The organism is Kitasatospora sp. NPDC057512 (genome assembly GCF_042802135.1).
Classification (GTDB): Bacteria; Actinomycetota; Actinomycetes; order Streptomycetales; family Streptomycetaceae; genus Kitasatospora.
Map to the genome: position 1 here is coordinate 1 of NZ_JBHVET010000199.1, position 11,948 is coordinate 11,948.

General features: G+C 76.0%; 13 protein-coding genes. 8 read left to right on the forward strand and 5 right to left on the reverse strand.

Features of this window, described 5'->3' with window-relative positions; translation table 11 throughout:
• Positions 1–50: 50 nt before the first annotated feature.
• Positions 51–1,013, reverse strand: a complete 963-nt coding sequence (locus ACFU6K_RS15710) for a helix-turn-helix transcriptional regulator (RefSeq protein WP_380663420.1) — start codon at positions 1,011–1,013, stop codon at positions 51–53.
• Positions 1,014–1,207: 194 nt separating this feature from the next.
• On the opposite strand from ACFU6K_RS15710, the gene ACFU6K_RS15715 reads away from it, so the two are divergent.
• From ACFU6K_RS15715 to ACFU6K_RS15735, 5 genes are all read left to right on the forward strand, one after another.
• Positions 1,208–1,942 carry an alpha/beta fold hydrolase gene (locus tag ACFU6K_RS15715; RefSeq protein ID WP_380663422.1) on the forward strand — a complete coding sequence of 245 codons (735 nt, stop codon included), beginning with the start codon at positions 1,208–1,210 and terminating at the stop codon, positions 1,940–1,942.
• Positions 1,943–2,098: 156 nt separating this feature from the next.
• A complete protein-coding gene (locus ACFU6K_RS15720) occupies positions 2,099–2,437 on the forward strand; it encodes a hypothetical protein (protein ID WP_380663423.1) in 339 nt (112 codons plus the stop codon).
• Positions 2,434–3,957: a dihydrolipoyl dehydrogenase family protein gene (locus tag ACFU6K_RS15725; protein WP_380663425.1), complete on the forward strand. Its 1,524-nt coding sequence runs from the start codon at positions 2,434–2,436 to the stop codon at positions 3,955–3,957. Before ACFU6K_RS15720 ends, ACFU6K_RS15725 begins: the two co-directional genes overlap by 4 nt.
• 129 nt (positions 3,958–4,086) lie before the next feature.
• Entirely contained in the window at positions 4,087–5,181 is a 1,095-nt protein-coding gene (locus ACFU6K_RS15730; RefSeq protein WP_380663426.1) for a WD40/YVTN/BNR-like repeat-containing protein, read from the forward strand.
• A gap of 177 nt (positions 5,182–5,358) precedes the next feature.
• Positions 5,359–6,108, forward strand: a complete 750-nt coding sequence (locus ACFU6K_RS15735; RefSeq protein WP_380663428.1) for a GNAT family N-acetyltransferase — start codon at positions 5,359–5,361, stop codon at positions 6,106–6,108.
• Between the two features lie 87 nt (positions 6,109–6,195).
• Here ACFU6K_RS15735 and ACFU6K_RS15740 read toward each other — a convergent pair whose 3' ends face one another.
• The gene (locus ACFU6K_RS15740) at positions 6,196–7,155 is read right to left on the reverse strand and encodes a DUF4436 family protein (RefSeq protein WP_380663429.1); all 960 of its coding nucleotides are present in this window, start codon (positions 7,153–7,155) and stop codon (positions 6,196–6,198) included.
• 156 nt (positions 7,156–7,311) lie between these two features.
• On the opposite strand from ACFU6K_RS15740, the gene ACFU6K_RS15745 reads away from it, so the two are divergent.
• Complete coding sequence (locus ACFU6K_RS15745) at positions 7,312–8,340, forward strand: LacI family DNA-binding transcriptional regulator (protein ID WP_380663430.1); 1,029 nt, start codon at positions 7,312–7,314, stop codon at positions 8,338–8,340.
• A 68-nt stretch (positions 8,341–8,408) separates the two neighbouring features.
• On the opposite strand, the gene ACFU6K_RS15750 is transcribed toward ACFU6K_RS15745, so the two are convergent.
• Together ACFU6K_RS15750 and ACFU6K_RS15755 are read right to left on the reverse strand one after the other, a co-directional pair.
• On the reverse strand, positions 8,409–8,927 hold the full coding sequence (locus ACFU6K_RS15750; protein WP_380663432.1) for a GNAT family N-acetyltransferase: 519 nt from the start codon (positions 8,925–8,927) through the stop codon (positions 8,409–8,411).
• Between the two features lie 190 nt (positions 8,928–9,117).
• A complete protein-coding gene (locus ACFU6K_RS15755; RefSeq protein WP_380663439.1) occupies positions 9,118–9,585 on the reverse strand; it encodes a MarR family winged helix-turn-helix transcriptional regulator in 468 nt (155 codons plus the stop codon).
• 132 nt (positions 9,586–9,717) lie between these two features.
• Between ACFU6K_RS15755 and ACFU6K_RS15760 the strand changes: the two genes are divergently transcribed.
• The gene (locus ACFU6K_RS15760) at positions 9,718–10,500 is read left to right on the forward strand and encodes a dioxygenase (protein ID WP_380663434.1); all 783 of its coding nucleotides are present in this window, start codon (positions 9,718–9,720) and stop codon (positions 10,498–10,500) included.
• A 39-nt stretch (positions 10,501–10,539) separates the two neighbouring features.
• Here ACFU6K_RS15760 and ACFU6K_RS15765 read toward each other — a convergent pair whose 3' ends face one another.
• Positions 10,540–11,187, reverse strand: coding sequence for an NAD(P)-dependent oxidoreductase (locus tag ACFU6K_RS15765; RefSeq protein ID WP_380663435.1), 648 nt, complete (start codon positions 11,185–11,187; stop codon positions 10,540–10,542).
• 195 nt (positions 11,188–11,382) lie between these two features.
• On the opposite strand from ACFU6K_RS15765, the gene ACFU6K_RS15770 reads away from it, so the two are divergent.
• Positions 11,383–11,948, forward strand: a 566-nt coding sequence (locus tag ACFU6K_RS15770) for a maleylpyruvate isomerase N-terminal domain-containing protein (protein ID WP_380663437.1), incomplete at its 3' end; no start/stop codon positions are given.

Sequence of the window (11,948 nt, forward strand, 5' to 3'; positions counted from 1 at the left end):
CCCCGGGCCCTCGGCATGCCCGCTCCCCCTTTGGCCTGTCGCGCCCGCCGTCACGACGGCTCGGCGCCCCAGCCGGAGAGCCGGTCCGCGAGCGCCCGCACCTCGGCGCGCAGCGCGGCGGGCTCCCGGACGGTGAACGGCCACCCGAGGCCGGCCAGCAGCACCGCGACGCCGTCCAGGTTCTGCGCCCGGGCCCGCAGCAGCACCCGGTCCTCGGCGAGTTCGGTGAGCGTGCCGACGGCGGGCGGCAGTCGGCGGCGGGCCTCGGCGAGGGTGGTCCGCAGCTCGACCTCCACCCGGTGCCGCCAGGGCGCGCCGGCCAGTGACTCCACCACCCGCTGGACCGGGTCGAAGTCCTCCGGCGGCTCGAAGCCGGTCTCGCCCTGCTCGACCCGGGTGATCCGGTCCAGCCGGAAGGTGCGCGGCTCGCCGCTGCGGTGGTCGAGCCCGGTGGTGTACCAGCGCCCGGAGTGGAAGACCAGCCCGTACGGGTCGAAGTCGCGTTCGCTGGGCCGGTCCTCCCGGTCCCGGTAGGCGAGCCGCACCCGGCGACGGCGGCGGGCCGCCTCGGCCAGGGTGAACAGCGCGGCGGCGGCCGGGCCGGGGCCGGTGGCGGGCGTGGCGGTCAGTCCGAGGGTCTGTTCGACGGCCGCCACGCGCTCGCGCAGCGGCGGCGGCAGCACCCGCTGGATCTTGGCGAGGGCCGTCCCGGTGGCCTCCTCCCCCAGCGACAGGCCGGAGCTGCGGCCGGCCAGCAGGCCGAGCACGACGGAGGCGGCCTCGTCCGGGGTGAGCATCAGCGGCGGCAGCCGGTAGCCGGGCCGCAGGCGGTAGCCCCCGTAGCGGCCGCGGTCGGCCTCGACGGGGATGCCGAGTTCGGTCAGCCGGGCGACGTAGCGGCGGACGGTGCGCTCGTCCACGTCGAGCCGGGCGGCCAGGTCGGCGCCGGTCAGGCCGGGGCGGTCCTGGAGCAGTTCCAGCAGGGCGAGGACGCGGCTGACCGGGTGCTCCATCGTGTGTACTCCTTCGCTCGGCGGAAATCCGGGCGACTCCTGTCCGGATTCGATCCTAGAGTCTGCGATGGAGGAGGCCCCACGGCGACGGAGACCTCCGCGGACCGCCGGTCGAGGCCTCCGCGGGCCCGTCGACGCCTCTGCGGTTCGTCGCGGCCTCCCCGGACATCCCACCGACGAAGGAGTGATCCGCCATGAGCACGTTCGTACTGGTCCCCGGATTCTGGATCGGCGCCTGGGCCTGGGACGAGGTGGCCGCGCCGCTGCGCGCGGCCGGGCACCGGGTGTACGCCGTCAGCCTGCCCGGAGTGGCCGAACGCGCGGCCGAGGAGGGCGAGTTCGGGCTGGAGGACCACATCGCCGACCTCGCCGGGCTGCTGGTCCGGGAGAACCTGTCGGACGTCGTCGTGGTCGCGCACAGCGGCGCCTGCGCCCCGGTGGGCGGGCTCGCGGACCGGATGCCGGAGCGGATCCGCCGGGTGGTCTACCTGGACAGCGGCCCGCTGGTCGACGGCTCGTCGGTGCACGACCTCTGGCAGCCCGACTACCAGCGGACGGCCGAGGCCTCGGTGGTCGACGGCAGGCTCCCGCTGCCGTCCTGGGAGTACCTGAGCGAGCACGGCGCGAGCACGGCGGGGCTGGACGAGGCCGCCCTCGCGTCCGTCCGCTCCCGCGCCACCCCGCACCCGGCCGGGGCGTTCCGGGACCGGCTGCGGCTGACCGGCGCCGGGGCGGCGCTGCCGCAGGCGCTGGTCTCCTGCTCCTTCCCGCTCTCCCAGGTGCGCGAGCTGATCGCCGCCGGGCACCCGTACTTCACCGGGATGTCGGGGCCGAACTGGGAGCTGCGCGAACTGCCCACCGGGCACTGGCCGATGTTCTCCCGCCCGGCCGACACGGCGGCGTTGCTGGCGGAGCTCGCCGCGCTCTGAGCCCGCCCGTCCGCCTGCCCGTCTCCCGTCCCGGTCTGTCCCGTCCGCGCCCGGCGGTGCGCCCCACGGCGCCCTCCGCGTGTCCGTCCGTCGCGCAACGGCGCCCGGACCGGCAGGATGGGGCCCACGCCGTACCCGAGCGAGGAGCGAGCACCCGTGCGCGAGCAGCCCAGCCGGACCGAACCGCCGGACGCCGTGCCGGAGTTCCGGCCGGACGCCGGTCCGGGGCCGTCCGGCCCGCGGCGTGCCCGGCTCGGCTCCCGCGCCCCGGTCACCCCGCGCACGCCTCCCGCCCCGCACATCCCGCGCTCGCGCGACCGGCGCGAGAAGTGGCCGCGGTGGGCGGTCCGGGTCACGCTCGGGTACGGAACCGCAGGCGGCAGCGGCGAGCCCGGGGTCGGGCGCGACCGGCCGCTCGACACCCGTGGGCGCACGCCCGCCGCCCCCGCCCGGCGGGCCGGGGCAGCCATCGAGATGACGGAGGACAGGGCATGACCAGCACCGCCGAGGAGTACGACGTCATCGTCCTGGGGGCCGGTCCGACCGGCGAGAACGTGGCCGACCGGACGGTCGCCGCCGGGCTGCGCACCGTGATCGTGGAGGCCGAACTGGTCGGCGGCGAGTGCTCGTACTGGGCCTGCATGCCGAGCAAGGCGCTGCTGCGGCCGGTGGCCGCGCTGGCCGACGCCCGCGCGGTGGCCGGCTCCCGGGAGGCGGTCGGCGACCGCCGGCTGGACCCGGCCGCGGTGCTGGCCCGGCGGAACTCCTTCGCCTCCGACTGGAAGGACGACGGCCAGGTGAAGTGGCTGCGGGACACCGGCATCGAGCTGGTGCGCGGCCACGGCCGGCTGGCCGGGGTGCGGACGGTGACGGTGGAGGCCGAGGACGGCAGCGAGCGGGTGCTCACCGCCCGGCACGCCGTCGCGGTGTGCACCGGCAGCCGCCCGGTGCTGCCCGCGCACGTGCCGGGGCTCGCCGAGGCCCACCCGTGGACCAACCGGGAGGCGACCGGCTCGCAGACCGTCCCCGGGCGGCTGGCGGTGGTCGGCGGCGGGGTGGTCGGGGTGGAGATGGCCGCCGCCTGGCGGGCGCTCGGCTCCGAGGTGGTGCTGCTGGTCCGTGGTGACGGGCTGCTGCCGCGGATGGAGCCCTTCGCGGGCGAGCTGGTCGCGGAGGGCCTGCGGGCGGCCGGGGTGGACCTCCGCTTCGGCACCGAGGTCACCGCGCTGGAGCGGGCGGACGGCTCCGGGCCGGTGACCCTCACGCTCGCCGCCCGGGACGGCCAGGGCGGGGACGGCCAGGGCGGGGACGGACAGGACGGGAACGGACAGGGCGGGAACGGGACGCTGACCGTCGACGAGGTGCTGTACGCGACCGGCCGGGCCCCGCGCACCGCCGACATCGGGCTGGAGCAGGTCGGCCTGAAGCCGGGCGGCTGGCTGGAGGTGGACGACAGCTGCACGGTGCTCGGCGTGGACGGCGCGGAGGGCGTGGACGGCGCGTGGCTCTACGCCGTCGGGGACGTCAACCACCGGGCGCTGCTCACCCACCAGGGCAAGTACCAGGCCCGGATCACCGGCGCGGCGATCGCCGCCCGCGCCGAGGGGCGCCCGCTGGACACCTCGCGCTGGGGCGCGCACTCCGCCTCCGCCGACCTGGCGGGCGCGCCCCAGGTGGTGTTCACCCAGCCCGAGGTCGCCGCCGTCGGCCTGACCCGGGCCACCGCCGAGGCCGCCGGGCTGCGGGTGAGGACCGTCGACCACGAGATCGGCTCCGTCGCCGGGGCCTCGCTGTACGCCGACGGCTACCGCGGCCGGGCCCGGGTGGTCTTCGACCTGGACCGGCAGGTGATCGTCGGCGCCTGCCTGGTCGGCCCCGGGGTGGCCGAGCTGCTGCACTCGGCGACCGTCGCGGTGGTCGGCGAGGTGCCGATCGACCGGCTCTGGCACGCGGTGCCCTCGTACCCGACGATCAGCGAGGTCTGGCTGCGGCTGCTGGAGGACTGCCGGGGGTAGCGGCACCCCCGGCACGGACGGCCCCCCGGACGGTCGGCGCGGCGAGATGTGACCACCGGTGGACGGCGGGACACTGACACTCGGGGGCCGTCCCGGGGGGCCGTTGCTCGTGACCAGGTGGTGTGAGACATGACCGAGGTGCTGTTGGCCGTCGGAACCGAGAAGGGCCTCTTTCTCGGCCGCAGCCGCGACCGGCTGACGTGGGAGTTCAGCGGGCCGCACTTCCCGATGAACGCGATCTACTCCGTCTCCATCGACCGCCGCGACGGCCGGACCAGAGTGCTGGCCGGCGCCGACAGCAGCCACTGGGGACCGTCGATCTGGCGCTCCGACGACCTCGGCGCCAACTGGTACGAGCCCCCGCGGCCGGCCATCCGCTTCCCGGAGTCCACCGGCGCCTCGCTCACCCGGGTCTGGCAGCTCCAGCCCGCCGGGGCGGAGGCCCCCGGCGTCGTCTACGCGGGCACCGAGCCCGCCGCGCTGTTCCGCTCCACCGACGGCGGCGAGACCTTCGCGCTGGTCGAACCGCTCTGGAACCACCCGCAGCGGCCGCAGTGGGGCGCCGGCTACGGCGGCCAGGGCCTGCACACCGTCCTGACCGACCCGCGCGACCCGCAGCGGCTGCTGGTCGCCGTCTCCAGCGGCGGCGTCTACCGCAGCAAGGACGGCGGCGACAGCTGGCAGCCCTCCAACACCGGCCTGCGCGCCGAGTTCCTCCCGGAGGAGAGCCAGTACCCGGAGTTCGGCCAGTGCGTGCACAAGATCGCCCCGGACCCGGTCCACCCGGACCGGCTCTACCTCCAGAACCACGGCGGCGTCTACCGCAGCGACGACTGGGGCGCGAGCTGGCGCTCGATCGTGGACGGGCTGCCCGCCGAGTTCGGCTTCGCCGTGGCCGCCCACCCGCGCCGGGCCGACACCGCCTACCTCTTCCCGCTCGGCGGCGCGGACGACCGCATCCCGCCCGGCCGCCGCTGCCGGGTCTTCCGCACCACCGACGCCGGCACCAGTTGGCAGCAGCTCGCCCATGGCCTGCCCGGCGAGGACCACTACGGCATCGTGCTGCGCGACGCCCTGCGCACCGACGACGCCGACCCGGCCGGGATCTACTTCGGCAACCGGACCGGCGACGTGTACGGCAGCCGGGACGAGGGCGAGAGCTGGTCCCTGCTGGTCTCCCACCTGCCGGACGTGCTCTGCGTCCGCGCCGCGGTGGTGGCCTGACCCGGTGGCGGCGTGACCCGGCGGTGGCCCCTGACGCGGTGACGGCCCGACGCGGCGGTGGCCCCTGACACGGTGACGGCCCGACGCGGTGATGGCCTGAAATAACCGGTTGCCGGACGGCACGGCCTCGGTGAGCATGGGCCGCCGACGAACGATCACGCGATTGTGGGGTGGGCCATGGCCGAGGACTGGGTGGTCAGGCGGGGTACCGACGGCGGGCCGGTGCTGCGCTACCTGCTGGACGAGCGGGAGGGCCGGCCCTGGGCCGACCTGCTGGAGGTCCTGGACGAGTCGGTGGACGCCGCCGCGTTCGTCCGGGCCGAGCTGCCCGGCTGGGTGGTCTCCGGCCCGCCCGGGCTCGGGCAGGAGCTGGTGGCGCACGGCGCGCGGGTGCTGCGGCACGCCCACACCTTCAGCCGCGACCTGCGCGCCGATCCCCCGCCCGCCGACTGGGCCGGGACGCCGCTGCGCGAGGGCCTGCGGGCGGTGCCCTGCGACCGCGCGCCCGAGGAGCTGTACGAGGCCTGGCGGGCCGCCTTCGCCCCCGACCACGTCGACTTCTACCCGGGCGAGGACGCCCGGGTGCTGGCCGAGCGGATCACCCCGCTGCTGGAGGGCAGCGTCATCGGCCCGGTGCTGCCGTCCAGCCTGCTCGCCGTGGACGCCGAGGACCGCGTGGTCGCCGGGCTGATCCTCACCGACCGCGACGGCCGGCCCTGGGTCGGCGACGTCTTCCGCCACCCGGAGCGCGGCTACCGCGGCCTCGGCGCCGACCTGCTGCGCCGCGCCGTCGGGGACGCCGCCGAGCGCGGGCTCGCGGACGTGACGCTGGTGGTGTCCGAGGGCAACCCGGCCCGCCGGGTCTACGAGTCGCTGGGCTTCCTGCTCCAGGAGACCTCGCTGACGGTGGTCGTGCCCGACGCCTGAGCTCCCGAGCCCCCGAGCCGCGTGGCCGGGCCCCTGAGCCGAGTGGCCGGGCCGCCGGGACGCCGGACACGTGCGCCCGGGCACCCGCTACTCCTTGTGCCCGCCCTCGATCCGGGCGCCGCGCACCACGACCATGGTCAGGCCGACCGCGACCAGCAGCTCCGCCCAGAAGAACGCCGCGTAGTCCAGCAGCGAACCGATCGGCGGGCTGCCCGGCGCGGCGTTGCGCATGCCGACCAGGGCGAACAGCGTGGCCGCCATCCAGCCGAGGGCGGGCCAGACGATGCCGCGCCGCTGGCGGACGATCAGCCAGGCCGCCACCAGCACGGACAGCGCCAGCGCCCACATCGCGGCCATCATGAACCAGGCCAGGATGAAGGTGCTGCGCGAGCGGCTGATCCGCTCGGTCACCGCGACGGCGCCGCCCTCGCTCTGCTTCTCGGCCTGCTTGAAGACGAAGAAGGGGTCGGCCTCCTCCAGGCCGATCACCACCGGGACGGGCTGCCCGCCGGCGGTGGCCTGGAAGCCGATCAGCGCGTGGTAGCGGTCGAAGGGGTAGTCGGTGACCCGGCCGTCGAGGAGGCTGAACGCCACCGCGCTGGAGGCGACCTGCTGCCCGGCCGGGTACCTGAGCACGGTCTGCTCCAGCGAGGTGGTCTCCAGCACCACGTCCCGGGCCGGGACCAGCGTGCTGTCCGGCTGCTCCAGGGCGCCGTGCGGCAGGACCAGGACCTTCGCGGTGAGCGTCTGCGCGGCCGCGTCCACCCGCTGGAGCGTCACGTCGACCTCCAGGAAGTCCGGGCCGGGCACCGTCCCGACCACCTGGACGCGGCCGCGGCTGGAGCGTTCGTCGAGGTAGAGCAGCAGCCCGGCGACGACGGACAGCACGATCGCCGCCACCACGGCGTACGCGCGCCAGGGCCTGACCTTCGGGCGGGCGGTGCCCGAGCCACGTGCCCGGGCGTGGACGCGGACCCGCGGCCGGGCCGCCGGGCGCGTGCGCCGGACGGCCCGCCGGTGCGGTGGCGCGCCCATCGGCCTGCTCATCGGCCTGCTCCACGGTCGGCGGTGGCGGCTGCGGGTGCCGCCTGTCCCGCCACCCTCCGGGCGGCCGCGGCCGGGGCGCAACCGCAGAGGGCCGATCGGGCGGGCCCGGGGCTCGGCAAAGACGCTGGTCGGAGGGGCTGTGTAGGCTCAACGGTCATGGCGAGGGTGACACGGGACGATGTGGCGCGGGTGGCGGGGACGTCCACGGCGGTCGTGAGTTATGTGATCAACGACGGGCCGCGGCCGGTGGCGGCGGCGACCCGGGCGCGGGTGCTCGCGGCGGTCGAGGAGCTCGGCTACCGGCCGAACCGGGTTGCCCAGGCGATGGCCCGGCGGCGGACCGACCTGCTCGGGATGGTCGTCCCGGACGCCCGCCAGCCCTTCTTCGCCGGGCTCGCGCACGCCGTCGAGCAGGCCGCGGCCGAGCACGGCCGGCTGCTGCTGATCGGCAACTCCGACTACGCCGACGAGCGCGAGGCGCACTACATCCGGGCCTTCCTCGGGATGCAGGTGGACGGTCTGGTCCTGGTCACCCAGGACCCGGCCACCCCCGGGCTGACCGGCTTCGACGTGGCCGACGGCACCCCCGTGGTGCTGCTGCACCACCGGGCGGAGAGCGCCGGCGGCGTCGCCGTGGTCGCGGACGACCAGGGCGGCGCCCGCGAGGTGGTCCGCCACCTGCTCGGGCACGGGCACGCCGAGGTGCACTGCTTCGGCGGCACCCTCGCGCTCAGCCCGCACGACCCGGTCACCGGGCGGACGGCCGGCTGGGTCGCCGCGCTGGAGGAGGCCGGGCTGCCCACCGAGGGACGGCTCACCCCGGCGCCGTTCGACCGGGTCCGGGCGCACGCCGAGGCGCTCGCCCTGCTCGCCCGTCCCGACCGGCCGTCCGCCGTGTTCTGCACGACGGACGACCAGGCGATCGGCCTGCTGCGGGCCGCCGACGACCTCGGCATCCGGGTGCCGGAGGACCTCGCGGTGGCCGGCTTCGACGACATCGCCGAGGCGGTGATCGCCGGGCCCGCGCTGACCACCGTCACCACGGCGCAGGACGAGATGGCCCGCGCGGCGGTGGAACTGGTCCTCGGCGGGCCGGAGCGCCGCGCCCAGGGCGCCCGCACCTTCCCGGCCCAGCTGGTGGTCCGGCGCTCCTGCGGCTGCCCGCCGGGGACGGCGCGGGGCTGACGCCGGGGGCGACCCCGGACCGGCCGGGCAGCGGCGCGGGACCGACGCCGGGCAGCGGCGCGGGCGCCTCAGCCTTCGAGCAGTTCGTCCGCGAGCAGGTCCATCAGCAGGTTGTCGTGCCAGGTGCCGTCCGGCCCGCGCTCGTACTGGCGCATGGTGCCGACGGTGCGGAAGCCGACCTTGGTGTAGCAGCGGATCGCGGCGAGGTTGTCGGCGGCCGGGTCGATCACCAGCCGGTGGTAGTGGTGGTCGTGCACCAGGTACCGGGCCATCGTGCGCACGGCGTCGGTGCCCAGGCCCAGGCCGTGCACCGTCGGGTCGAGGTAGAGGTCCATCCCGGCGTGCCGGTACTCGTCGTCGTTGTTGGCGTACCACTGGATGGCGCCGACCACCTTGCCGCCGAGGTCGATCGCGAAGGTCTCGGTGCCGGGCGACTCCAGGTCGTTGGCGACCTCGTCGGCCAGGTTGTCGCCGCCCCGCCAACGGGCGAACACCTCGGGCGTGCCGCGGATGGCCGCCAGCGCCGGGATGTCCTCCCCGGTGGCCGGGCGGAGCATGACCAAGGTGCCGTGCAGAATCGTCCCCATATGGGGCATGTTGGCACGGAAACCCGGCTCCGGCGAGTGTTTTCGACCCGCCGTCCGGCCCCTTCCGGCGTGCGGCCGCGGGGCCGGGGCCGCAGGCTCGCGAGGCGGGCGGCCGGGCGTCGGACGGTCGGACTTCCACCCGCGGGTGCGGGCCCCGGGTGCGGGCGGCGGCTGCCCGGCGGGGCGGGTCCTAGGGAGTCTCGTCCTGGCGCAGCCGGGCGCTGACGGCGCCGAGGCCCTCGGCGAGCACCGCGAGCTGCTCGCGGCTGAGCACGTCGATCAGCAGCTCGCGCACCAGGGCGACGTGCCCGGGCGCGGCCTGGCGCAGCGCCTCCCGGCCCTGGTCGGTGAGCTCGGCGATGACGCCGCGCACGTCGCTGGGGCAGGAGCGGCGGGCGACCAGGCCGGCCCGCTCCAGCTGGGTGACCTGGTAGGTCAGGCCGCTCTTGGAGGTGACCAGCTTGTCGGCGAGCTCGGTCATCCGCAGCGAGTCGTCGGGGGCGGCGGACAGGTGCACCAGGATCTCGTACTGCTGGTGGGAGAGTCCGGAGTCGTCCTTGAGCTGGCGCTCCAGCCGCCGGTTCAGCAGGTTGCTCGCGACGACGAAGCCCCGCCAGGCGGCCGCCTCGTCCGGGTCCAGCCAGCGGGGCTCGTTCAGTGTGGACATGGGGTGAAGCCTACTCCTGTTGTTCAAATTCGAACGAAGGTGTACCGTCGGTCCCGTAAACGTTCAAATTTGAACTACCTGTTGTGGACGACCTGCCGGTCGAACGGCCCCGAGGAGGACGCCATGAGCACCGCGGCCCCTGAGCGCATGCCCGCCCTGTACCTGTCGCACGGCGCGCCGCCGCTGGCCGACGACCCGGTCTGGCCGGGCGAGCTGGCCGCCTGGTCCGCCGACCTGCCCCGGCCCAAGGCCGTCCTGATGGTCTCCGCCCACTGGGAGGAGGCCCCGCTCGCCCTCGGCGCCGTCGCCACCGTCCCGCTGGTGTACGACTTCTGGGGCTTCCCCGAGCACTACTACCGGGTCCGGTACGCCGCCCCCGGCGCGCCGGACCTCGCCGAGCGCGTGCGCAAGCTGCTGCGCGCCCCCGGCACGCCCGTCCAGGACATCCCCGACCGGGGGCTCGACCACGGCGCCTACGTCCCGCTGGTGGAGATGTACCCGGACGCCGACATCCCGGTGCTCCAGGTCTCGCTGCCCACCCTCGACCCGCGGCGGCTGATGGAGATCGGCCGCAAGCTCGCCCCGCTGCGCGACGAGGGCGTGCTGATCGTCGGCAGCGGCTTCTTCACCCACAACCTGCGGGCGCTCAGCAGCGACGGCCGGATCACCTCGGTGATGGCCGAGTTCGACGACTGGGGCCGACGCGCCCTGGAGGCCCACGACCTCGACGCGCTGCTCGACTTCGAGCACAAGGCCCCGGCCGGACGCCTGGCCCACCCGCGCACCGAGCACTTCGCCCCGCTGTTCGTCACCCTCGGCGCCGGCGAGGCCGACCTGGACAGCCAGCGCAGCGTCATCGACGGGTTCTGGATGGGCCTGGCCAAGCGCTCGATCCAGCTGGGGTGAGGCCCCCTTCCCCTTCGAACGCCCCGCCTGCCGGACCCCTCACAGGGAGCAGCAGGTGAACCGCTCGCCGATGTGCTCGGGCTGCTCGATCTCGTCCACCAGGGCGACCGCGTAGTCCGCCACCGAGATCCAACTCCGCCCCTCGGCGTCGGTGAGCAGCTGGTCCAGGCCGGTGCGGTAGCGGCCGGTCCGCTCCCCCGGGCCGATCTCGGCGGCCGGGCTGAGCACCGTCCAGCGCAGGTCGGAGACCGTCCGGTAGTAGTCCAGCGCCGCGCCGTGGGCGTGCATGATCTGGAGGAGCGGCTCCGGCAGGCCCGGGGCGTCCCAGACCCGCACGCCCGGCGCGGTCTCCAGGTTGCCCGCCCCTCCGACCGCGATCAGCCTGGGCGCCGCGCCGCCCAGCGTGCGCAGGCCTTCGACCAGGGAGCGGGCGGCCGGCTCGACCAGCGCCTGGTGGCCCGGGCCGTCGCCGCCGCCGACGGCGCTCACCAGGACGTCCCGGCCGGCCGCGACCCGGGCCACGTCTGCCGGGACCAGCACGTCCGCGCGCTCCACGACGGCGGCCCCACCCCGGTAGCGGTCCGGGTCCCGGACCACGGCGGTGACCTCGTGCCCACGCGCCGCCGCCTCCTTGACGACCGCGCTGCCGATGGTGCCGCCGGCGCCGATCACGGCGATTCTGGCCATGGGTACCTGCCTGGGTGCTCGCGGGTGGGGCGGCGTCGGACCGCGGGACGCTGGATCGCAGGGCGCCGGACGCGCCGGACGCCCCGGATGCGCCGGACAGGACCGATTATCGGACGGACTCCCGGCGCGAGCCGGGGCACTGGGCCTATCGTGTGACACCCCGAAGGCCCCGGACGCCCCGTCGAAGGAATGGTCATGCGCAACGGCGACGCCGTACGAACCGCCCTGGACGCCGCACTGGCCGTCCTCACCCCGCACACCGGGAACCGGGACTGGGACGCCCCCGCCGGGCTCCTGGAGTGGAGCTGCCGCGACACCGCCGCTCACATCGCCCACGACCTGCTCGCCTACGCCGGCCAGCTCGCCGCCCGCCCCCGCGACCGCTACCTGCCGCTGGACCTCACCGTCCGGCCCGAGGCCGACCCGGCCCAGGTGCTCGCCGTGGTCACCGCCGCCGGACACCTCCTCGCCACCGCCCTGGACGCCGCCCCGCCCGAGCTGCGCGCCTACCACCACGGGCCCTGCGACCCCCTCGGCTTCGCCGCGATGGGCGTCGCCGAGACCCTGCTGCACACCCACGACATCACCCGCGGCCTCGGCCTGCCCTGGCAGCCGCCCGCCGAACCGTGCCGCTTCGCGCTCGACCGGCTCTTCCCGCACGCACCGCGGGAGCCGGCCGCCCACCCGGCGGAGGTCCTGCTCTGGTGCACCGGGCGCGGGGAACTGAACGGCCGCCCGCGCAGGTCCTCGTGGACCTGGCG